The sequence below is a fragment of the Psychromonas sp. 14N.309.X.WAT.B.A12 genome (genome assembly GCF_030397575.1).
In the GTDB taxonomy this organism is placed as follows: domain Bacteria; phylum Pseudomonadota; class Gammaproteobacteria; order Enterobacterales; family Psychromonadaceae; genus Psychromonas.
The window spans coordinates 43,136-66,389 of the sequence record NZ_JAPNXS010000014.1 but is presented as its reverse complement, the minus strand read 5'-3'; the positions used below and the strand labels follow the sequence as shown (position 1 = coordinate 66,389).

Here is a 23,254-nt window from a genome sequence, read left to right as displayed (position 1 = left end):
TTCGTCGGTTTTTTAATGAATTTAATAAAGGTTTACCCTTTAAAAACTATTCCACCGTCACAGCCTTAGCTAGGTTACGTGGTTGGTCTACGTCAGTACCTTTGATTAGCGCAATGTGGTATGACAACAACTGCATTGGTACGGTGTGGAAAATCGGTGCGATGATTGGATCGACATGTGGCAGTGAAATAATTTTCATTCCGTCACACGCTTCAAAACCAGAATTTTCATCAGCGAACACATAAAGTAAACCGCCTCGAGCACGTACTTCTTCAACGTTTGATTTTAGTTTCTCTAACAAGTCATTGTTAGGAGCAACAACAACAACGGGCATATCTGCATCAACAAGCGCCAATGGCCCATGTTTTAACTCACCTGCTGCATAAGCTTCTGCGTGAATATAAGAGATCTCTTTTAATTTTAACGCTGCTTCCATGGCAATTGGGTAATATTCTCCACGGCCTAGGAATAATGTATGGTGTTTATCAGCAAAGTCAGAAGCTAATGCTTCTATCTCTTTATCAAACGCTAACGCTTTTTCAATTTGTGCAGGTAATGAATGTAAAGCACGTACGATATCTGCTTCTTTTTGAGCATTGACTGTACCTTGTTCTTTACCAATGGCCGTCACCAAGATAAGCATAGCAGCCAATTGTGTGGTGAAAGCTTTCGTTGATGCGACACCAATCTCAGTCCCTGCTCGCGTCATAAAGGCTAGATCTGATTCACGTACTAATGAAGAACCAGATACATTACAAATAGACATTGCTGACATGTAACCTTTCTCTTTTGCTAAACGTAAAGCCGCTAAGGTATCAGCGGTTTCACCCGATTGAGAAAGTGTTAATAGTAAACTGTTTGGTCTAACAACAAAGTCGCGGTAACGGAATTCAGATGCAATTTCCACATCACAGCTCACGCCAGCAACAGACTCAAACCAGTAACGAGCGGCCATACCTGAATTGTATGATGTACCACAAGCAATGATTTGCACATGCTGCACTTTCGCTAGAATCTCTTTTGCACCGTTACCAATGCTTTCAACAAGAATGCTATCGTCATTAATACGGCCTTCTAATGCACTGATTAAAGCACTTGGCTGCTCAAAAATTTCTTTTTGCATGAAATGACGATATTTACCTTTGCTACCAGCATCGTGCTCCACATTAGATTCAACCATTTCACGTTCAACGGCATTACCTTTTTTATCAAAAATAGCCACTTCACGACGTGTAATTTCTGCAACATCGCCTTCTTCGAGGTAAGTAAAACGGCGAGTAACGTTTAATAATGCGAGTTGGTCAGAAGCAAGGAAGTTCTCACCAATACCATGGCCTATAACTAATGGGCTACCAGAACGAGCAACGACTAAACGTGATGGGTCACGGCTATCAAGCGCCACCATACCGTAAGCACCTTCTAATTGAAGAACGGTTTTTTGTACCGCTTCACGTAGTGATTTAGAGCTTCTTAGCTCCCATTCCACAAGGTGTGCAATCACTTCTGTATCTGTTTGGGAATTGAAGATGTAACCGCGTTCTTGTAATAATGCGCGCAGCGTTTCATGATTTTCGATAATACCGTTATGTACAATGGAGATATTGGCAGAAACATGTGGATGTGCATTCGCTTCTGATGGTTCGCCGTGGGTTGCCCAACGTGTGTGTGCAATACCAGTTCCACCCATTGCATTCATTTCATCAACAGCATCTGCTAGCTCTTTTACTTTGCCTAAGCGACGTACACGGGTTAATTTACCTTCGCTATCAACAACAGCAACACCTGCAGAGTCGTAACCACGATACTCTAATTTTTTTAGACCTTCGATTAGGATTTCAGATACTTCTCTTTGCGCAATTGCACCAACGATACCGCACATACACTTCCCCAGATAGTTAGTTAAAAATTAATTAACGCATACTTTAGTGCATTTATTCTAAAAGATCATCATAAAAACAGCTAAAACATGCAAATAAAAAAGAAAACACAAGCAAATATGCGTAAAAACAAACACAACCAGTAAAAAAGCGCAAAAAACACGTATATTTTATTTATTGATATCACCTAAACATCGCTATTTTTACACTTATCTATTCACTTCTATAACATTACTGTTTAAAGTTACAGTTCATTTATTCTCTGTTGGAAATATCATGCTCAATCATCCACTCACCAAAGCCTTATCTCTTGTTTGGAAGTTATTAACAGTATTGATTTTGCCAATTATTATGGCGATTTATGTAGAGATAGTAGATACCTATTATGGACCTTTTGTTTTTTCTGATTTAGACCAAGGTAAGAATTTACATAAATGGGGCATTATCGGTATTTATTTAACTTTCTTACTGTGTTGGAACAGGCTTAACCCTCATGTGATCAGTGCGCTGAAAAAAATGGAATACTAGTATGTCTGTGGCGTTATTAACCGACAATATTTTTGCTGTATTAACAATTTTCATCATTGTTTTTATTGTACTGCTGTTATTAGTATTCAACAGATTATCGAATGTTAAAAGCCAACAGGCAGAGCAATATCTAACTTTGAAACTCACCGAGCAGCATTTAGCGCAGCAAGAGCAGCAAAACCAAATACTTGAAGATAAAGTGCGCGATTTATCATTACATAATGAAAGCTTACAAATGCAGGCTAATAAACTAACAACACGAGTCAGAGAATCGGACATTCGCTTACAAGCAGGTGAACAACGTTTGCGCGATCAACAGGCAACTGAAGCGAAGTTAAGCCAACAATTTGAAGTGTTATCACAACGTATCTTTAACGATAAATCGACACAGTTTAAACAATTAAATGAACAATCAATTAAACAGCTGCTGGACCCATTAAGCACGCAGTTAGAAGGCTTTAAAAAACAAGTCAGCGATTGTTACATCAATGAAAGTAAAGAGCGCTTTAATTTAAAACGAGAAATCGATCAACTCGCGAATTTGAATAGTTTGATGCATCAAGAAACACAAAACTTAACGAATGCCTTAAAAGGTGATAACAAACAGCAAGGTAATTGGGGTGAAGTCGTTCTACAGCGTATTTTAGAAAATTCGGGGTTACGTGAAGGCCATGAATACCAAACTCAGGTCAATTTAAAAGACAGTAAAGGCCAACGTTTTTTACCTGACGTGATTGTTAACTTACCACAAAACCGCAATATCATTATCGACTCTAAAGTGTCTTTAGTGGCTTATGAACGTTATTTTAATAGCCAAGATGTTGGCGAGCAAAAACAAGCGATTGACGCACATTGTTTGTCGATAAGACAACATATTAAAGGCTTAGGGAAAAAAGATTACCAAGATTTAATTGGCGCGAATACTTTAGATTATGTATTACTGTTTGTGGCCGTTGAACCTGCTTTTATTGTGGCTTTGGAGCATGATCCAAGTTTAGTGCAATTGGCATTGGATAATAACATCTTACTGGCTAGTCCAAGCAACTTGATGATTGCCCTACGCACTATCGAGAATCTATGGCGCTTTGAACGCCAAGAAAAAAATGGCCAATTGATAGCACAACAAGCAAGCAAGCTATACGATAAATTACGCCTGTTCAGTGATAACTTTTTAGAAGTTGGCTCACAGATAGATAAGGCTCAAAAAACTTACCAAAGTGCTTTAAAACAGCTAAGTGATGGTCGTGGTAATGTGATTCAACAAGCAGAGCAATTAAAGGGACTTGGAGTACCTATTAAGCGCCCTATTGCGGATAAGTTAACCGCCGACAATAACCAGTTAAGTGACCCGGCTAACAGTACCAATAGCGACAATAATTCAATCACTTAACAACGTTTTGATTGTATCTTCAAACCATTGATAACGCGCAGGTAACTGACGGTAACGCTTCTGCGTTAAATACAGCGAATCTTGAATAACATGCTGTAATGGTAAGACTTGCAATAATGATTGTTGCTGAAATTGCTCAACGGTGCTTTTTGCTAAGACGGTATAACCAACCCCTTTCGCTACCGGTAATAGAATCTGTTGCAGTTGATTAACATAACCTTTAATCGTTAAGCTGTTTGGACCTTTATAATCTGCTTTAAAATTAACCGATAACACCTTTTCAGCAAAGTGCAGTCCGTCTGGGTGGTTGATAAAGCCAATTTGGTTCAAATCCTCAAAACTAAATGCACCTTCAAGCTTCACACTTGCCGGCAACACCAGCTGTAGCTCTTCAACTCCCACTAAGGTTTGCTTGAGTTGTTCATGAGAGCTTTCTATGGTCACAATGCCTAGATCAACTTTGTTACTTAGCAAATCAGCAATGATGTTCTTATTGGGTGCAGCTTCAACAAATACACTCAACTCAGGATGAATAGTCTGTTGTTGAACAAAGTGAGGATACAACAGGTTAGCTAATGCGCCAGAACAGGCTATTGAGCATATCCCTTTGGTCATTTCATCATGGTTAATTTGTTCGTTTAACTGCGCTTCTAGCTCACGCATGGTTAATGCAGTTTGATAAAGTTTCTCACCCGCTAAGGTTAACTCAAACTGTTTACCATAACGCTCTAACAACAAAGTATTAAAGTGCTTCTCAAGTTTTTTAATATGTTGCGTCACACCAGGCTGCGTCATGAATAAACGCTCTGCCGTTTGAGTGAAATGGCGAGTTTCCGCTAGTGTTATAAATGTATTTAAATGTTTTTGATTAATCATCATTTACCTTTGCAGCGAACGCGTAATGTTGAAGCATATATAAGTTGAAGGAATCCAAAAATTTAACGACGCCAGAAGTGTCGTGTCAGCATCACGGCAACGGTCAAAATCTCTAAGCGTCCCATTAACATTCCAATCGATAACACCCATTTCGATGCATTAGGAAAGTCAGCAAAATTACCTGATGGACCGATTGCAGGCACTAACCCAGGTCCAACATTTGATACTGCGGTTATAGAAGCAGTTAGAGAAATCATAGCCTCTGAGCCAAATGCGGTTAACAATAACGTGGACACAGCAATCGTCGCCATATAAGCGAGAATAAACGCAACTAAAGAACGTAAAATCTCATCACTGACTTTACGATTATTGTATTTTTGAGGGAATAACGCATGTGGATGCATTAGTAGCATCAGTTGACGTTGTAATAAACTAAAGGCAATTTGAAAACGAAAAATTTTAATGCCACCAGATGTTGAGCCTGAACATGCCCCTGAAAATAATAACCCAGCAAACACCACAACACTAAAGTCACCCCAAGTTAAGAAGTCATCTAAACCAAAGCCTGTTGTCGTAATGACAGAGACCACATTAAACATACTTAAACGCAAGGCATCTAACCACATAAACTGCCCAGAATTAACAAGGTAGACTGTTAAGCTTAAGGTACAAGCAATAATTAACTTAGCAAAACCTTGTATTTGCGCATCTTGCCACAATGGTGTTAAAGACTTTTGCTGCATACTTTTAATCATTAAGAGAAAAGGTATGCCGCCTAAAAACATGAAAACAATAGCATTCCAATGAGCAAAATGAGAGAAGTGCCCCATAGAACTATCGGAGGTTGAGTAACCCCCCGTAGAGATAGTGGTCATGGCATGGTTAACCGCATCAAAATTTTCCATTCCAGATAAACGATAACCAATATAACAAGCGATGGTTAGGGTGATATAAACCATTAAAATATCCAAGGCAACCTGGCGCGTTTTAGATGCAGACTTTTCAGACCAATCTGAAGATTCCGTTTGGAATAAGCGCATACCACCCACATTTAAGAAAGGTAAAATCGCAACCCCCATCACGATAAAACCAACGCCACCTAACCATTGTAAAATTGAACGCCAAAGTAGAATACTATGATGCATGGAATCTAAGCCATGTAATACGGTACTACCAGTAGTAGTGATGCCAGACATGGTCTCAAAAAAGGCATCGCTATAACTAATATGCTCTATAAATACAAAGGGTAACGCGGCAAATAAGCTCGCCAGAATCCATACTCCCGTGGTGAGTAGGAACATCTCCCTGACACCTAGATGAGAACGTTGTTTCTCACCACCAAAATATAAGAAAACGATTGAAGCAAGGTGAGTGATCACTATCGATAATAAAAATTCCATACCACCAAAGGTAGCGGTGTAAAAAGCCAATATCATCGGGAAGTACATAAACACTGCCATTTTTGACAGTACTAGTCCAGTAATAAAAAACAGTGGACGATAAGTCATTGTTTACTGCTTACAGGAAGAACGGACTAGGTTGGAATAGTTTTTCGATATCACTGATGTACTTCTTATTCACTAGGAATAGGATCACGTGGTCATCAGTTTCTATCACGGTATCATCATGGGCAATTAATACTTGTTCTTCACGTACAATCGCACCAACACTGGTTCCTTTTGGTAGTTTTAATTGTGAAATCTCTTTGCCCACTACTTTTGATGTCATATTATCGCCACGAGCAACAATTTCAATGGCTTCAGCTAAGCCTTCGCGTAATGAATAAACGTGTTTTAAATCAGCTTTACGTACATGGGTTAACAGCGCGGATAACGTCGCTTGTTGTGGGGAAATAGCAATATCCAAAATATTACCTTGGATCAAGTCAACATAGGCAGTACGTTGAATCAGTACCATAGCTTTACGAGCACCAAGACGCTTCGCTAGCATCGCAGACATGATATTCGCTTCATCGTCATTGGTCACAGTAATAAACAAATCTGTTTGATCGATATGCTCTTCTAATAACAGGTCTTGATCTGATGAATCACCACAGAAAACAATGGTATTAGATAAGGTTTCAGATAAGTGCTCTGCACGTCGGAAGTTTTTTTCAATCAGTTTGACCGAATTTTCTTTTTCCAAACGTTTCGCAAGGCTTTCACCAATATACCCACCGCCAACAATCATAATACGCTTATAAGGATGCTCTAGTTTCTGCATCTCCCCCATGATCGCGCGAATATTTGGGCTGGCGGTGATAAAGAACACTTCATCATCAGCTTCAATAATCGTAGTGCCCTGTGGACGAATCGCTTTACCACGTCTAAAAATGGCAGCGACACGTGCTTCGATATTAGGCATATGCTCTTTTAATGCTGAAATAGCATTACCCACCAGCGAACCACCGTAATAAGCACGAATAGCAACTAAACCTACTTTACCATTAGCAAAGTTAGCCACTTGCAGAGCCCCTGGATACTCAATCAACTGAGCAATGTAATCACTTACTAACTTCTCAGGTGCTATAATGTGGTCAATTGGAAAGGCATCTTTATTAAATAACTCTTGTTCATGCATCACCACGGTTTGTGAGCGAATACGGGCTATTTTTTTAGGCACGTTAAATAAGGTAAACGCAATTTGACAGGCAACCATGTTGATTTCATCGCTATTGGTCACAGCGATCAACATATCAGCATCCACTGCTCCAGCATTGCCTAACGTAGTAGGACACGACGCACTACCTTGTATTACACGTAAATCAAAACGGTCTTGTAACTCTTGTAAGGCTTCATGGTTTTCATCAACCACTGTGATATCGTTATTTTCGCCAACTAAATTTTCAGCTAAAGAAGCGCCTACTTGTCCTGCACCTAAAATAATAATTTTCATTTCGTCTCACTAGTTATCGATAGACTATTGTCGTTGATATCGTTTTATAACGCTTTTTGTAGTTTCGCGTAATAGAAACCATCCATTTTTTGCTCATTTGGCAAAATTTGACGCTGACAAACCGTGTCATTGACCTTACTTGATAAAGGAATCAATGAGGCATCACTAGTGGATGCTAAAAAACGTTCGATTTGTAAATCATTTTCATCGGGTAAAATTGAGCATGTTGCATATAATAATACCCCACCCGGTTTCAGTTTTTTCCATAATGCCTGCAGAATATCTTGTTGCAATGATACTAGGTCATTGATATCACTATCACGACGTAACCAACGGATATCTGGGTGACGACGGATCACACCTGTTGCACTACAAGGTGCATCGCATAATATACGGTCAAACTGTTCACCTGACCACCATTCGTCTGGCTTAGAGGCATCACCATGGATCACGGTTGCTTGTAGATTTAATCGATCAAGGTTTTCCTGCACGCGCAATAAACGTTTCTCATCAAAGTCCACGGCAACCATCTGTTTAAGCTCAGGTTGTAGCTCTAATGTGTGAACAGTTTTACCTCCCGGTGCTGAACATGCATCTAAAATCAGCTCATTTGGTTGCGCTTCTAAATAATGTGCCGCTAACTGTGCCGCCCCATCTTGCACAGACACCCAGCCATCTTCAAAGCCAGGTAATTGATAAACATCACAAGCACTTTCTAAACAAAGCGCATTGTCATTGTTATCAGTACCTTCAGCTTGCTTATCTTGCGCTGTTAATAATGCAAGGTATTGCTCACGATCATGAAAACGCGCATTAACACGTAACCACATCGGTGCTTGTTGGTTGTTTTCAGTCATTATCTCGGCGGCTTTTTCTTCACCATAGGCTGCCTGCAGACGTTTAACTAACCAGCTTGGGTGGCAATATAATAAAGCAGGTTGTTGATCTGCTTGCTCAATCAAGGCTTCTTGTTCACGTAAAAAACTTCTTAATACGCCATTAATCATCCCTTTTAAGGCTGGTTTCTTTAGTGCTTTTGCACCATTTACTGTTTCACCTACTGCCGCATGGCTTGGAATACGGGTATACAGTAATTGATACATTCCTACTAAAATTAAAAAGTGCAAATCACGTTGTTTACCCGTTAATGGTTTTTTCATTAATGAGCGACAAAAGAAATCTAAGCGAGGCAAAGTACGTAGTACACCGTAACAGAGCATTTGTACTAGCCCTTTATCTTTAGGTGTGAGCTCTTGTTGTATGGCTGGCAATGCTTGTGATAACGATTGCCCCTTTTCTACCACTTGATTTAATACTTTAGCGGCAATCGCACGTACATTCATTATTATTAACCTTGTTCGAGTAAGTTGCTTGATGTACTAAACAGATCATGACGAGAGTTTAAAACATCCGCGACAGGCATCGCTTTTTTGCCTGCTAATTGGATAACTTCTAAATTTAAAACACCTTTGCCCGTCGCAACTTGAATACCTTGTTTATCGACTTTTATTACCGAGCCAGCTGATGCAGTTGTCTCAGCGTCAATAAGTTTAGCTTGGTGTACTTTTATTACCTGTCCTGCCCATTGAAAGTGGCTAATAGGCCAAGGATTGAAGGCACGAATACAGCGATCGATAAATTGCGCTTCATCTTGCCAATTGATTTGAGCTTCTGCTTTACTTAATTTTTTAGCGTAGGTCGCAGCGCTTTCGTCTTGCTTTTCAGCAACTAATTCACCAGCTTGTAACTGTTTAATAGTATCAATCAATACTGACGGTGCTTGCTCTGCGACTTTTGCATATAAAGAGGCACTAGTTTCATGGGCATCAATCGGGCAGCTGACTTTTTTCAGCATGTCTCCAGTATCTAAACCTTCGTCCATTTGCATGATGGTCACACCTGTTTCTTTATCGCCTGCCCAAATGGCGCGTTGGAAAGGTGCAGCCCCTCGCCATCTTGGCAATAATGAGCCGTGTACGTTTAAACAACCTAAGCGAGGTGTAGTTAACACGCTAGTTGGTAAAATTAAACCATAAGCGACGACGATCATTAAATCTGCATTTAATGAAGCTAATTGCTCAACACTCTCAGCTTGTTTAAAGTTTTCTGGTTGATAAACTGCAATATCATTCGCTAAAGCCACTTCTTTAACAGCGCTAGCCGTGAGTTTTTTGCCACGCCCAGCTGGGCGGTCAGGCTGACTATATACTCCGACTATATCAAACTTAGCATCAATCAATGCTTGCAAATGGTTAGCAGCAAAATCAGGGGTGCCTGCAAAAATGAGTTTTAGTTTTTCCACAAAATAACCTTAAACCGTTGAATGAATAATTATGAGAATTTTTTCTGCTGACGTTTTAGTTTTTCTAATTTTGCTTTAACGCGCTTTTGCTTAAACGGTGAAAGGTAATCAATGAATAGTTTACCTTTTAAATGATCTAATTCATGTTGAATACATACCGCAAATAAACCGTCAGCTTTAACAACTTGTGTTTCACCATCTAAATCTTGATATTCTAAAGTAACAAATTCAGCACGTTGCACTTCAGCATTAGTTTCTGGTACAGATAGACAACCTTCTTCAGAAATTTCAACACCATCACTTTCTAAAATAGTTGGGTTGATCAATACTAGTGGTTGATTGCGTTCAGCAGAGACATCAATAACCACAATACGTTGATGTACATTTACTTGCGTTGCAGCAAGGCCGACACCATCTTCGTCATACATGGTTTCAATCATATCTGCAGCGAATTGCTTGATTTCAGGGGTGATCTCTTCGACAGGTTTAGCAACCGTTCTTAAACGATCATCTGGAAAATGTAATACTTCGAGTAAAGCCATGGTATTATCGCTCTCATAATTAATGTTAAAAAGTTAATTCTAGTCATTTCCTATTATAAAAAACAGTTTTATTAATCACAGAGCAAGGATTGTTATGAAATTAAAACTTATTGCATCGCTCCTCATTGGTGTTGTGTTATCAATGACGGCGCTTGCTGACACGCTGAAACTAAAAGCAGATCATCCAGAAACATATACAGTGAAAAAAGGAGATACACTATGGGACATCTCAGCACTGTTTTTAAATAGTCCCTGGTTATGGCCTCGTCTATGGGAAAACAACAACCAAATTGAAAATCCACACCTTATTTACCCTGGTGATGTATTAAATCTTATCTGGGTTGATGGTGAACCACGACTATCCCGTAAACGCCTTAAAAAGCTTTCTCCAACACCACGCATTCAAGATAAAGACCAAGCTATTCCTATCATTCCACTGAATAGATTGTCAGCCTTTTTAACAAAAGACCATGTTATTGCGCCTGAGTTAGTAGAGGATTCACCTAAAGTATTAGGCGATGCAGTTGGTTCGCCACGTTTCTTTGAAGGTGATATTTTTTACGGTCAAGGCCAATATGATGAGAATAAATTGTATGGAATCTACCGTTTAGGCGATAACTTCAAGGGAAAATATAGCGAAAATTTAGGCTCTGAACTACTCTTTATCGGTCAAGCGCAAGTGTCACAAAGCCCTAATGTTGATAAAACAGATAAGGTAACTCCACTAAGCTTGATTAGAAGCTCTAGAGAAGCGCGCCAAGGTGACTTAATCTTGCCGATTCCTGAATATGAAACATTACCAGCTTATTTCATTCCTAAGCCAGTAAGTAAATCATTAAAAGGTCACATTTTATCATCGTTAAATGGGCCATCAGCAATTGGTAAATGGGATGTTGTGGTGATTGATAAAGGGTCACGAGATGACGTAGAGATCGGTTCAATGTTCTCTATTTTACGCTCAGGACAAGCCATTCTGGTAAATGATGACATAATTTATCAAGATGATGGTGATGCCTTTGACCAAATCGGCGATCCTGATTTAACCCTACCAGCAGAACGTGTGGGTGAATTAATGGTATTTAAAGTCTATGAAAAACTAAGTATTGCGATTTTAATGCGTGGTACTGATGTTATAGGCTCGACATATAAAATTGAAGGGCTAGCGTTTTAAGCCTTTTTATTAAGGTAGGTTACTATTCAAGGTTCATTATTTGAAGATGATATAACCAATAATCCTCTTTATTGCTGGATAGCACTTGATGCTATTCCAGCAATACAAAAACGTAAAATATTTTCGTTACTTGCACATTATTCTATCCAATCACTGTTTCAACTCGATGCGGCACAATTAGCTAAGCTTAAGTTAAATGAAGCGCAAATTAATGCCTTTTTGCATCCTAACCAAGCGCATATTGAACAATGTTTGTCTTGGCATCAGCCTTTACTTAATCAATATATTATTAGTTATGACGATCCAAACTACCCCGCACTATTGAAGCAAATTAGTAGTGGTCCTTTGTTGTTATTTGTTAAAGGGAATATCGCACTGCTTAATGCGCCACAAATCGCTATTGTGGGTAGCAGAAGCTGTACCCCCTATGGGCAGGAGAAAGCACACGATCTTGCACAGCAATTGTCTAACATTGGCTTAACAGTTACCAGTGGGTTAGCCATTGGTGTTGATGGTATGGCACATAAAGGCGCCTTAAAAGGTCTAGGCTCAACCATTGCTGTTTTAGGTACTGGTTTAAATAACATTTACCCTAAACGACATTTTGAGCTCGCTCAACAAGTTAGTGAACAAGGTTTATTAGTGTCGGAGTTTTGGCCTGATACCCCTGCTTATCCAAGTAACTTTCCTCGACGAAATCGCATTATTTCAGGGTTAAGCTTGGGAACATTAGTGATTGAAGCCTCAGTAAAAAGTGGTTCGTTAATCACAGCACGTTATGCTAATGAACAAAACAGAGAAGTTTTTGCATTACCAGGTTCAATAGATAATCCACAAGCTTGCGGCTGCTTAAAATTAATTCAACAAGGAGCAAAATTAGTCTTAGAGTGTAATGATATTATTAATGAGTTTCCGGCTTTACAGTTGCCAAAAATAACCAGTAATACAGTACCACCAGCAGTAAGTAAGCAGTCACCTTTAGTGGCATTAATCGATTATAACCTAACCAGTTTTGAGACTTTACTAGCACGAAGTGGATTAGATGTGGTGAGCTTACAAAATCAGTTAATAGAATTAGAGATAAATGGTATAATTACCGTCCAACCGCAAGGTTATACTAAGTTAAAAGGCTAGCTATGTTCGAAATTATCATGTATCTCTTTGAAAGTTATATCCAAGTTGACCAAACGATGGAGCTTGATACGCAAGAGGTGACCGATGAATTAATGCAAGAAGGCTTTCAAAAGTCTGATATAACCAAGGCATTAGCTTGGTTAGACAATCTAGCTAACATGCATAATCAAGAGCCTCAAAGCCGCGCGACCGCCGAGAAAGCCACCTCTCACCGTATTTATAACAAGCAAGAACAGCGTCAAATTTCGCTGACTTGTCGTAATTACATTAATTACTTAGAAGAAGCCAAAATCCTCACCACTCATACCCGTGAAATGGTGATCGACTGCATCATGGCATTAGATAGCGGTGAATTAATTCTTGAAGACGTTAAGTGGTTAATTCTGATGGTATTATTTAATGATCCAGTAAGTGACGATGCATTCCTACAATTAGAATCAATGGTAATGGACTTTGAAGAGGGGCTGATTCATTAAATGAGCAGCCTGACGACACACCATAAAAAAGTCACTGAACCATGCCCAAAGTGTGAGTCTGCATTGCATATCAGAAATGGTAAACAAGGCCCCTTCTTAGGTTGTAGCGCCTACCCTGAGTGTGACTACTTACGCCCTTTGCACGAAAAAAGTGATATAAAGAAAGTGCTCACAGGCACAAGTTGCCCTTTATGCCAAAAGGAATTGGTTTTAAAACAAGGTCGCTTTGGTTTATTTATTGGGTGTAGTGACTACCCGACCTGCGAACACACCGCGCAACTATCCGAACAAACAACTCAACCTGAAAAAACGCAAGCTGACGTTGCCTGCCCAAGCTGCAAAAAAGGTCATCTAGTTGCCCGACAATCGCGTTTTGGGAAAACTTTTTATGCTTGCGATAACTACCCCGATTGCAAATATGCGGTGAATGACAAACCTGTTAATGAGTTCTGCCCTGAGTGTAAGTGGCCAATATTAGTTGAACGAAAAACCGCTACCGCTACCCGTATGCTTTGTCCTAAAAAAGGGTGTGGTTATCGTAGTAAGCCTATATAATTATTGGCTGTTTGATATTAAAACGGCTTAAGCCAGTAATAAGTAGGACTGTTAATGACAATCAATAAAAACCAGCTTTCTCAAGCGCTTTCAGCTTTAACAGCAGAAGGTGTCATTGCTTATCCAACAGAATCCGTGTTTGGATTAGGTTGTGACCCAGATAGCGACCTTGCCATTCAAAAAATTCTCGACTTAAAACAACGCCCTGCCCATAAAGGTTTAATCTTAATTGCCGCTAATATAGAGCAGTTAGAAAACTATGCTGACTTTTCATCACTTAGCTCCGAGCAACTGGATAAAATTAAGGCGACTTGGCCAGGTCCTTTTACGTGGGTTGTACCTGTACAAGCTTCACTGTCTAAGTTAGTCAGCGGTGATTTCGACAGTATAGCTGTACGTGTTACTCAACACCCTGTTGTACAAGCGATATGTAACGAATTTGGCAAGCCAATTATCTCCACCAGCGCCAATTTATCAGGTGAAAAATCTTGTATTACAGGAGAGCAAGTGGAGCAGATGTTTGCTAACCACCCATTACTGAATTATGTAGTTAATCAACCCGTATCAGGTTTAGAGAATCCCTCACAAATTCATGATGCAGTGACAGGTAAGCGTCTACGTTAAGTCACTTCAAGACCCATGACTCTATGAACCAAAACCTTCACGATTATATGTGGAGGTTTTTAATATTTTTATCTCAAAACTCCCCCTTCTAATTAACTAGTCGAACTTTGCATCTTGTAGGCTAACGGGTATATAATCGCGCGCATTATAAATAATTCCCTATTACAGGAGTATGTATGAAAGTTGGTATTATCATGGGCTCTAAGTCTGACTGGCCGACCATGGAACACGCGGCAAACATGTTGGATTCTTTTGGTGTTGAATATGAAACTCGTGTTGTTTCTGCACATCGTACTCCACAACTACTAGCTGATTACGCTTCTAGTGCTGCTGAGCGCGGCATTAAAGTAATTATTGCCGGGGCTGGTGGTGCTGCGCACTTACCGGGAATGGCTGCTGCTTTTACTAGCTTACCTGTATTAGGTGTTCCAGTTCAGTCTAAAGCACTTAAAGGCATTGACTCGTTATTATCAATTTGCCAAATGCCTAAAGGCGTTGCCGTTGGTACACTGGCTATTGGTGAAGCTGGCGCAGCCAATGCGGGATTATTAGCGACTCAAATTCTTGCATGCCAACAACCAGAACTGCTTGCTAAAGTTGATGAGTTCCGTCAGAAGCAAACAGACACAGTATTAGCTAATCCAGACCCAGCGGTTTAATATGAATATTCTAGTATTAGGTGCAGGACAACTTGCACGTATGATGAGCTTAGAAGCAGCACCGTTAAACTTAAACGTACGTGCTTATGATGTTGGCTCAAAACAAGTGCTTCATCCACTAACATTACAGTCATATGAACAATCTCTTGAACAAGCTATCGCGTTAGTTGATGTGATCACCTGTGAATTTGAGCATATACCTGATGACGTACTTGCTCTATGTAATGACAGCGGTAAGTTCTTTCCGGGTAAAGCAGCAATCAAAGCTGGTGGTGACCGTAGTATTGAAAAAGCACTGCTTGACAAAACAGGCGTCCCTTCCGCTCCTTACAAGCTGATCACAGAAAAGCAACACTTAGTAGATTCTGTATCGTTACTTGGCTTACCATTAGTGATTAAAACCTGTCAAGCGGGCTATGATGGTAAAGGCCAATGGCGCTTAAAGTCGGTTGATCAGTTAGATGCTATTTGGTCTGAAATGGCTGAGTTTATTGCAGCAGGAACTGAAAATTTCCCGCATAGTATCATCGCAGAGAAAATGATCCCTTTTAACCGTGAAGTATCAGTGATTGGTGCACGTGATAAAGCGGGCAATATTGCGATCTACCCTGTGACTGAAAATCAACATACTAATGGCGTATTAACGCTATCATTAGCCACTAAGATTGAACTTAACATTCAACAACAAGCTATTGATGCATTTAACAAACTGTCTACAGAAATGAATTACGTGGGTGTATTGGCCATCGAATTCTTTGATGTTGACGGTCAGTTAATGGTTAATGAGATTGCACCACGTGTACATAACTCAGGTCACTGGACTCAACAAGGCACAGCTTGTAGCCAATTTGAAAACCACATGCGTGCCGTTGCTGGTTTACCATTAGGTGATACTCAGCTACAGAAAGTCAGTGTGATGATCAACGTGTTAGGGCAAGCGGATATCAGCGAACAAGTACTGAGTATCAGTGATGTTAAAAGCCACTGGTATGGCAAAGCACAACGCGCAGGTCGTAAAATGGGACATATCAATGTGTCAGCGGAATCGGATGCTGCATTAGCAGATAAGTTACTGCAGTTGGCTGAAATACTACCTGAGCAAGATTATCCTGGTGTAAAAGCGACTGCACAGCGTTTATTAGAAAATTAATATAAGCGAATGTAGGAATATAAGCCGAGTTTTAAACTCGGCTTTTTTATGTCTGCTAAAGCGTTAACGCTACGATTTTTAATGGATGATTATCATCAAAAGAAGGAAAATCAGCATGACAGTCTAACCATTCTACTGCTGTTACTTCTCTTCCCTGCTTTTCAACACAACGCACTAAGCTTTTAAACCAGGCTTGCTTGTCAACTTTAGCTACATTATTACAACAAATAATCGTACCGCCCGTTTTAGTCGTTAGTACTGCAGGTTTAAATAAACTTTGGTAATCATTAACTAAATCAACCGTACCAAAAGCACTTTTAGCAAAACGAGGTGGATCTAAAAAGACTAAATCAAACTGTGAAGCAGACATTTTAGGGTAGCTTGGTAGTTTTTTATTATTACGACTCGTTACCTTAAGTCCAGCTAACTGGCGTAGTGCAGGGAAAGCATCACTTTGAATAAACTGACAAACTGATTCTACGTCATTGAGTTGCGCATTTTTACGTCCTGCAGCTAGCGCAAAGGAAGAAAAATCTACATTCACAACTCGCTTTGCACCACCTACTGCCGCTGCAGTGCCGATTCCACAAGTGTAAGAGAATAGATTTAGCACACTCTTTTTATGACTGTGCTTTTTCATGAATTCACGGCCAACACGCATATCTAAAAATAACAGCGGATCTTGCCCTTCATGGCGCAATTTACTGGTAAACAACACGCCGTTTTCAGAGATCACTTGATCACTTTGCGCAAAAGCGTCAGCTTTTTCATCTAATTCATTAATAATACGAGAATTTTTATTAGACCTATCGTTATAAATCAGAGGTAAATCAGCAACGCTTAACAATACCGTTTTAATATCTGTTAACTGTTCTTCAGTTAAGGTTTCATGAAAGGTTTGAATTAACCAGGCATCACCGTAGCGATCGATATTAAGCCCATTTACCCCTTCTACTGTGCCATGAAAAACACGAAAACAGTCTGTTTTAGGTTGTTGCTCAACAGAAAGGTTATTAATAAGGAATTCACGTTTCGCTAAGGCAGCGGTTAATAAAGCAGTTATTGGCATAATCAAAAACTCAGTAAAGGAAAGTAGCTATTTAGCAAAAATGAATGCCAGATAATGAAAGGCTATTCTAGCAAACCGTCTCCAGCAACAAAACAAAAACCCAGCTTATGTTGATAAGCTGGGTTCGCCTCTATCGACTTTGATGAAATTAAGCCATATTCGACTGTATTGAGCTTGTATTTGACGACTTAGCCTTATTATCTAACACACCACTTAAACGGGTTAACAATAAAGCGATGACAACAATCACAGCACCAACCCAGGGCGTATGCATTAGCCCAGCGTTATCCACGATAATACCGCCACCCCATGCACCTAAAGCAATCCCCACATTGAAAGCAGCAATATTTAATCCTGAAGCAACATCAACGGCATCGGGAGCATATTTTTCAGCTAACTTAACCACATAAACTTGCAAGCCAGGGACATTACCAAAAGCAAATGCCCCCCATACTAAGATAGTTAACACTGCTGTAATGGGATTGAACGCAGTGAAGTTAAAGATGATCAACACACTCGCTAGGCCAAAGAAAATAATAGTTAATGCTTTAATTGGCCCCATTTTATCTGCCATTTTACCGCCCATAATATTACCGAAGGCAACAGAGACACCGTACACCAACATAATTAAGCTTACCGCACTGGCATCAAAACCAGAGACTTGCTCCAAGATTGGTGCGAGAAAAGTAAAGGCAATGAATGTACCACCATAACCCAACGCAGTAATCGCATATACCAACAATAAACGTGGTTGAGTAAGTACCTTTAACTGCGTAGAAAGTTTAGTCGCTGTTGCTTGCTTTAAGTTGTTAGGAACAAGTAGCGCACTACCAATTAATGCTAGCAGACCTAATAAAGCAACTGTTAAGAAGGTTGCTTGCCAACCAAAATGTTGACCAATATATGTACCTAATGGCACACCTGTGACTAATGCAACGGTTAACCCAGTAAACATAATAGCAATAGCACTGGCGGCTTTTTCCTTTGAAACAAGACCAGTCGCAATGGTTGACCCAATAGAGAAAAACACACCATGTGCTAATCCTGTCATAATTCGCGCCATAACAAGGCTGTTATACCCTGGAGCTTGCCAAGCAAGTAGATTACCCATTACAAATAATGCCATTACCGATAACAGCACATATTTCCTATTCCACTTCCCTGTTAATGCAGTTAATACTGGCGCACCAACCGCAACACCTAATGCATACAAGCTGACTAATAGCCCTGCAGAAGGTAACGATACATTTAAATCCATCGCCATCGTTGGGATTAACCCTACGATAACAAACTCTGTTGTCCCAATCGCAAAGGCGCTTAGGGTTAATGCAAATAAAGCTAATGGCATTGTTGTTCTCTCTTGTTAGCGATCTCTTTTCAATCAATCAGCTCACTCGTCAAGATCAGTGTGGAGCAAATTAAACAAAATTAAGATCAAGTCATTAATCATTGAGGCCGCATTATGAACAAGCTATTTATTGACATAAACAGTGTCCATTACAAATTACTTTTGCTATAACTACAAAAGTGTTCCCATGAGAGTATCGCTATGCAAACCCGATCAGATGACTTAACCATTTTACTTGCCGTTATTGATAACGGAGGATTTTCTGCCGCGGCTGATAGACTGGATATTCAAGTAGCGCGCGTGTCGCGATCCGTCAGCAAGATAGAAAAACAATTGGGTGTTTCTATTTTAAATCGCACCACACGACGTTTAGAGTTAACCGATGAAGGTCAGCAATTTATTCAATCAGTACGACAAGGTTTATTACAACTTCAACAGGCTGAAGAAGACTTAATATCACGTGGTGAATTACCCAAAGGCCGGTTACGAGTCGATGCCGCCAGCCCATTTATTTTTCATCAGTTAATTCCACTTATTAAAGGTTTTTCAGAGGTATACCCTGATATCCAACTAGAATTAACCAGTAACGAAGGCATAGTGGATCTGTTAGAAAAAAAAACCGATGTGGCAATTCGTATTGGTCGTTTAGTAGATTCAACCTTACATGCTCGACCATTAGGAAGAAGCTTATTACACATTGTGGCAGCCCCAAGTTACCTTTCGACTCATGGGGTTCCGCAAACCACGGCCCAGTTAGCAGATCATCAACTGCTTGGCTTATCTGGTGCAAAAGTACTTAACCAATGGCCACTTAAAGGCTTTAATGGTATTCAGCCAAGCATCACATCAAGTAATGGTGAAAGTGTTCGACAGTTAGCTATTGCAGGTAATGGCATTGCTTGCTTATCTGCTTTTATGGTGCAAAAAGATATCGAAGCAGGTCTGTTAATCCCTTTACTAGCAGATCAAAAACAGGTGAGTCACGACCGTGAGCAAATCAATGCCGTATATTATAAATCGTCGGCCATTGCGCGCCGTATTTCTGCTTTTATCGACTATATACAACCAAAATTATCGTTATAGGTCATCTTCAGTAAATAAAAATATCTTGTGTCGATACACTGAACAAAGCAGACATGTTAAATTAAACTCAGACTAAACTTATTGAAATTGGAGCTCACATGGATCAGTACGCTGTTTTTGGCAACCCTATTAAACATAGCAAATCGCCTTTTATTCACACATTATTTGCCAATCAAACACAACAACAAATGACCTACGGTATTATTGAAGCGCCTGTTGATGGGTTTACTGCTTCCGTACAAGCCTTTTTCAATAGCGATGCAAAAGGCTGTAATATTACAGCTCCTTTCAAGGAAGAAGCCTTTCAGTTTGCACAATCTTTAACAGATCGCGCACGTTTAGCTGGTGCAGTGAATACCCTAAAGAAAACCGATGACGGTTTAATTATTGGTGATAATACTGATGGTGCAGGTTTGGTCTTAGATTTAAAAAACAATCATGTTGATCTCACTGGAGCACGCATCTTGTTGCTAGGAGCTGGTGGAGCGGCTCGCGGTGTATGTAGCTCTCTTCTAGCTGAAAGCCCTGCACAGTTAACGGTCGCTAACCGAACCTTTGAAAAGGCACAAAACTTGGTATCTATTTTTGAACAATTGGGCAATATTAATGCACAGCCTTTCGATCAATTAAGTGGCCCCTTTGATCTTATTATTAATTCAACTTCTGCAGGTTTACATGGCAGTTTACCAGCTATTTCTAGCAGCTTAATTACCCCTGAAACGGCAATTTATGACATGACTTATAATGCACAAGTAACCGCATTTAATGCTTGGGCAAAAGACAATGGAGCACGACTCACTATTGATGGGTTAGGCATGTTAGTAGGACAAGCGGCAGAAAGCTTTGCGATTTGGCGCGGTGTAAAACCAGGTGCAAAGCAAGTTTTAAATGAATTACGTCATAATTTAGCTGGTTAACTTAATATGAATCAAAACATTCTATTTTCTGATAACGAATACTATAACCATGATTTGCAGCAAGTGGAGTTTCACGCTCAATGCCAAGGACGCTTAATTCATTGTGTCATCTCTTGGATAACATTAAACGCACTTGATCAGCCGAATACGCCACCAGCAACTGCTAATGAGAGAGCTGCATTAGCACTGTTTGAAGCGGCGCGATTTGATATTGAAGATCTCGCTGAAGCATTGATTAATCAGCAAGCTTTTAATGATAATGGGAGTATAGAGCTCAACCATTGTTAACCATTTAATAAAGGGTTTTAATTATGCAGAGTCACCGTATTAACGAGATATTAGAGTTAATAAAACCATATTGGTTAAAACACCAAGATCTAGATTTATTAACGCTGTTAAAGCACATTGCCACTGAATCAGGTTTTGATGGACCAATCGATACATTAACTGATGAAGTAATTATTTATCACCTAAAAATGGACCAAACTGATAAAGATGAAATGATTCCAGGGATTGCAAAAGATTGCGAAGATGATTTTCAAAGTGCATTATTGAAGGCAAGAGGTTTACTATAATACCGAGTGCATTAAACAATATTAACTAATTTAATGTAGTTGGGGCAATCACTAGACAGGGAGAGCGCAATGTTAGAGAACTACAAAAAGATGGATGTTAATATGTTATTAAGCATTGTTAATATGAAATTGAGAAATGAGCAAAAAACATTGGATGACTTGTGTGCAACTTACGAAATGGATAAAGCACTGTTAAAAGAGCGGCTCGCGAGTGCTGGCTTTATTTATGATTTAAGCAATCATCAATTTAAGCAAAGTACCTATTAGCGAACTATAGATACCCTGCTTTTGTTTGTTAACAGTGGTTTCGAAGACGACACGGATAACCTAACCATGCGCCTTTAGCCGAGTGTTTCTTCTCATGTTTAACAGTATGTTGAGTTAATTTTTTAACTTTTAAACTGCTGTAACTAAACACGCCAATAAATAATGTTGCCAACAACATAATAATAGTTGGTGCGGGTGCACTGTCGATAAAGAAACTCAAGTAGATCCCTAATATTGCGCAGCTACAAGAAACTCCAACACTAATCACCAACATCTTGTAAAAGTTACGTGTCATTAAAAAAGCTATCGCCCCAGGTGTTATTAACATAGCAATCACTAGAATCATACCTACCGATTTTAACGCAAATACAATCGTAATCGACAACACTGATAACAACGCATAGTGTAGAAATCTAACGGACAACCCTATTGCCTGTGCATGCTGTTTATCAAATACATATAATAATAAGTTTTTACCTTGTACAAACAAGAAAGTACACACTACTAAGCTCACGATCGCCACTTCCATAATGCCGCTCCAGCTACTACCTAATAGATCGCCATACAATATTTGGTCAAGGTGAACATCTGTCTCTATTTTAGTGATTAATAGCAAGCCTAAAGCGAACATCGCTGAGAAAACGATTCCCATTACCGTATCTTCTTTCAAACGGCTATTTTCTTTAATGTAACCAGTAAAAACAGCACACCCGATACCTGCGACAAAAGCACCGATGGCAAAAGGGATAGCCAACACATAAGCGATCACAATACCTGGTAACACTGAATGAGAAATTGCATCACCCATCAATGACCACCCTTTTAAGATTAAAAAGCATGACAATATCGCAGTTGGTACCGCTAAAACCAGCACCATTACAAACGCTTGTTACATAAAATCAAAGGCAAAAGGAGACGTTAAGTTTTCAAATAATGCTGTCATGTAATTATCCTTGCTTAACGGTTAATGATTTCTGCTTTTTTCTATTACTAATCAAGCCATACTTAGGCGAGAAAAAGAAAGCAGATAAGAAGATAAAGGTTTGCAATAAAACAATAATGCCGCCAGTCGCTCCATTGATGAAATAGCTTAGGTATGCCCCAATTAATGAGCTTAACGTACCGATACTAATACTGATAAAAATGACATTACTGAATTTATCACTAAGCAGATAAGCCGTAGCACCTGGGATCACGACCATCGCAATCACTAGAAAGGCTCCTACTGTTTGCAGCGCGGCTACTGTTGATGCACTTAATAAGGTAAAAAAGATAATTTTTAACGCATTGGCATTCAAGCCAATACTTCTTGCATGCTGTTCATCGAAAAACAGCACCATAAAATCACGCCATTTCACGGTTAATACCGCTAGAGTGACCATGCTGATGATGACTAACTGCAAGGTATCATAAGGTGTGATTGCCAAAATATTGCCCATGACGATGGTTTGTATATTCACTGATGTTGGACTCAAAGAGACCATGAACAATCCCAAACCAAAAAATGAGGTAAAAATAATGCCTATAATGGCATCTTCTTTTAATCTAGAGGCTTGGTTTAGAAACAACATCACTGTTGCTGCTAAACCACCTGAAAAAAACGCCCCAACTGCAAATGGCAACCCTAACATGTAGGCACCCGCAACCCCTGGAACGATAGAGTGTGATAAAGCATCACCGATCAATGACCAACCTTTCAGCATTAAGTACACAGATAAAAAAGCACAAACACCACCGACTAATGCACTCACCAAAATCGCATTTACCATGTAATCGTAACTAAAAGGTTCTAATAAATATTCCAACATCCCCCCCT

The 23,254-nt window shown here is 39.6% G+C and carries 25 protein-coding genes; 14 read left to right on the top strand and 11 right to left on the bottom strand.

The annotated features are described in order from the left end of the window. Window positions 1–46: 46 nt before the first annotated feature. The gene (gene glmS, locus OW492_RS15520) at window positions 47–1,879 is read right to left on the bottom strand and encodes a glutamine--fructose-6-phosphate transaminase (isomerizing) (protein WP_290041313.1); all 1,833 of its coding nucleotides are present in this window, start codon (window positions 1,877–1,879) and stop codon (window positions 47–49) included. 274 nt (window positions 1,880–2,153) lie between these two features. Here glmS and OW492_RS15515 point away from each other — a divergent pair, with 274 nt between their 5' ends. Together OW492_RS15515 and rmuC are read left to right on the top strand one after the other, a co-directional pair. Continuing rightward, a complete protein-coding gene (locus OW492_RS15515) occupies window positions 2,154–2,405 on the top strand; it encodes a hypothetical protein (RefSeq protein ID WP_290041311.1) in 252 nt (83 codons plus the stop codon). Between the two features lies 1 nt (window position 2,406). Continuing rightward, window positions 2,407–3,795, top strand: a complete 1,389-nt coding sequence (rmuC, locus tag OW492_RS15510; protein WP_290041309.1) for a DNA recombination protein RmuC — start codon at window positions 2,407–2,409, stop codon at window positions 3,793–3,795. Here the strand turns inward: rmuC and OW492_RS15505 are convergent. The 6 genes from OW492_RS15505 to def form a co-directional block, all read right to left on the bottom strand. After that, window positions 3,784–4,671: a LysR family transcriptional regulator gene (locus OW492_RS15505; protein ID WP_290041308.1), complete on the bottom strand. Its 888-nt coding sequence runs from the start codon at window positions 4,669–4,671 to the stop codon at window positions 3,784–3,786. The genes rmuC and OW492_RS15505 overlap by 12 nt on opposite strands. 62 nt (window positions 4,672–4,733) lie before the next feature. Beyond that, window positions 4,734–6,179, bottom strand: a complete 1,446-nt coding sequence (locus OW492_RS15500; RefSeq protein WP_290041306.1) for a TrkH family potassium uptake protein — start codon at window positions 6,177–6,179, stop codon at window positions 4,734–4,736. 10 nt (window positions 6,180–6,189) lie between these two features. Further along, complete coding sequence (gene trkA / locus OW492_RS15495; RefSeq protein WP_290041304.1) at window positions 6,190–7,566, bottom strand: Trk system potassium transporter TrkA; 1,377 nt, start codon at window positions 7,564–7,566, stop codon at window positions 6,190–6,192. A 44-nt stretch (window positions 7,567–7,610) separates the two neighbouring features. Next, entirely contained in the window at window positions 7,611–8,909 is a 1,299-nt protein-coding gene (gene rsmB, locus OW492_RS15490; RefSeq protein WP_290041303.1) for a 16S rRNA (cytosine(967)-C(5))-methyltransferase RsmB, read from the bottom strand. A gap of 5 nt (window positions 8,910–8,914) precedes the next feature. Then, entirely contained in the window at window positions 8,915–9,868 is a 954-nt protein-coding gene (fmt, locus tag OW492_RS15485; RefSeq protein ID WP_290041302.1) for a methionyl-tRNA formyltransferase, read from the bottom strand. A gap of 29 nt (window positions 9,869–9,897) precedes the next feature. Beyond that, window positions 9,898–10,410 carry a peptide deformylase gene (def, locus tag OW492_RS15480; protein ID WP_290041300.1) on the bottom strand — a complete coding sequence of 171 codons (513 nt, stop codon included), beginning with the start codon at window positions 10,408–10,410 and terminating at the stop codon, window positions 9,898–9,900. Window positions 10,411–10,504: 94 nt separating this feature from the next. Here def and OW492_RS15475 point away from each other — a divergent pair, with 94 nt between their 5' ends. From OW492_RS15475 to OW492_RS15445, 7 genes are all read left to right on the top strand, one after another. Then, a complete protein-coding gene (locus OW492_RS15475; RefSeq protein ID WP_290041298.1) occupies window positions 10,505–11,581 on the top strand; it encodes a LysM domain-containing protein in 1,077 nt (358 codons plus the stop codon). 219 nt (window positions 11,582–11,800) lie between these two features. Beyond that, window positions 11,801–12,715: a DNA-processing protein DprA gene (gene dprA / locus OW492_RS15470; RefSeq protein WP_290041297.1), complete on the top strand. Its 915-nt coding sequence runs from the start codon at window positions 11,801–11,803 to the stop codon at window positions 12,713–12,715. Window positions 12,716–12,717: 2 nt separating this feature from the next. Then, window positions 12,718–13,191: a DUF494 domain-containing protein gene (locus OW492_RS15465; RefSeq protein ID WP_290041295.1), complete on the top strand. Its 474-nt coding sequence runs from the start codon at window positions 12,718–12,720 to the stop codon at window positions 13,189–13,191. Further along, window positions 13,192–13,746, top strand: a complete 555-nt coding sequence (locus OW492_RS15460) for a topoisomerase DNA-binding C4 zinc finger domain-containing protein (protein ID WP_290041293.1) — start codon at window positions 13,192–13,194, stop codon at window positions 13,744–13,746. It abuts the gene before it with no gap. 54 nt (window positions 13,747–13,800) lie between these two features. After that, entirely contained in the window at window positions 13,801–14,370 is a 570-nt protein-coding gene (locus tag OW492_RS15455; RefSeq protein WP_290041292.1) for a Sua5/YciO/YrdC/YwlC family protein, read from the top strand. Window positions 14,371–14,546: 176 nt separating this feature from the next. Next, entirely contained in the window at window positions 14,547–15,029 is a 483-nt protein-coding gene (gene purE, locus OW492_RS15450; RefSeq protein WP_290041291.1) for a 5-(carboxyamino)imidazole ribonucleotide mutase, read from the top strand. 1 nt (window position 15,030) lies between these two features. Continuing rightward, complete coding sequence (locus OW492_RS15445; protein ID WP_290041290.1) at window positions 15,031–16,179, top strand: 5-(carboxyamino)imidazole ribonucleotide synthase; 1,149 nt, start codon at window positions 15,031–15,033, stop codon at window positions 16,177–16,179. 55 nt (window positions 16,180–16,234) lie between these two features. On the opposite strand, the gene OW492_RS15440 is transcribed toward OW492_RS15445, so the two are convergent. Then, entirely contained in the window at window positions 16,235–17,248 is a 1,014-nt protein-coding gene (locus tag OW492_RS15440; RefSeq protein ID WP_290041289.1) for a class I SAM-dependent methyltransferase, read from the bottom strand. 148 nt (window positions 17,249–17,396) lie between these two features. Beyond that, window positions 17,397–18,596, bottom strand: a complete 1,200-nt coding sequence (locus OW492_RS15435; protein ID WP_290041288.1) for an MFS transporter — start codon at window positions 18,594–18,596, stop codon at window positions 17,397–17,399. A 201-nt stretch (window positions 18,597–18,797) separates the two neighbouring features. Here OW492_RS15435 and OW492_RS15430 point away from each other — a divergent pair, with 201 nt between their 5' ends. From OW492_RS15430 to OW492_RS15410, 5 genes are all read left to right on the top strand, one after another. After that, on the top strand, window positions 18,798–19,679 hold the full coding sequence (locus OW492_RS15430) for a LysR family transcriptional regulator (protein WP_290041287.1): 882 nt from the start codon (window positions 18,798–18,800) through the stop codon (window positions 19,677–19,679). A 98-nt stretch (window positions 19,680–19,777) separates the two neighbouring features. Then, entirely contained in the window at window positions 19,778–20,596 is an 819-nt protein-coding gene (aroE, locus tag OW492_RS15425; protein ID WP_290041285.1) for a shikimate dehydrogenase, read from the top strand. Window positions 20,597–20,602: 6 nt separating this feature from the next. Beyond that, window positions 20,603–20,884, top strand: a complete 282-nt coding sequence (locus OW492_RS15420) for a DUF1488 domain-containing protein (RefSeq protein WP_290041284.1) — start codon at window positions 20,603–20,605, stop codon at window positions 20,882–20,884. Between the two features lie 23 nt (window positions 20,885–20,907). Next, window positions 20,908–21,171 (top strand): YihD family protein, encoded by a 264-nt coding sequence (locus tag OW492_RS15415; protein ID WP_290041282.1) that lies wholly within the window; start codon window positions 20,908–20,910, stop codon window positions 21,169–21,171. Window positions 21,172–21,240: 69 nt separating this feature from the next. Next, window positions 21,241–21,438, top strand: a complete 198-nt coding sequence (locus tag OW492_RS15410) for a DUF4250 domain-containing protein (RefSeq protein WP_290041281.1) — start codon at window positions 21,241–21,243, stop codon at window positions 21,436–21,438. Between the two features lie 28 nt (window positions 21,439–21,466). Here the strand turns inward: OW492_RS15410 and OW492_RS15405 are convergent, their stop codons facing one another. Together OW492_RS15405 and OW492_RS15400 are read right to left on the bottom strand one after the other, a co-directional pair. Beyond that, window positions 21,467–22,315 carry a metal ABC transporter permease gene (locus OW492_RS15405; protein ID WP_290041279.1) on the bottom strand — a complete coding sequence of 283 codons (849 nt, stop codon included), beginning with the start codon at window positions 22,313–22,315 and terminating at the stop codon, window positions 21,467–21,469. A 70-nt stretch (window positions 22,316–22,385) separates the two neighbouring features. After that, window positions 22,386–23,246 (bottom strand): metal ABC transporter permease, encoded by an 861-nt coding sequence (locus tag OW492_RS15400; protein WP_290041278.1) that lies wholly within the window; start codon window positions 23,244–23,246, stop codon window positions 22,386–22,388. Window positions 23,247–23,254: the final 8 nt, after the last annotated feature.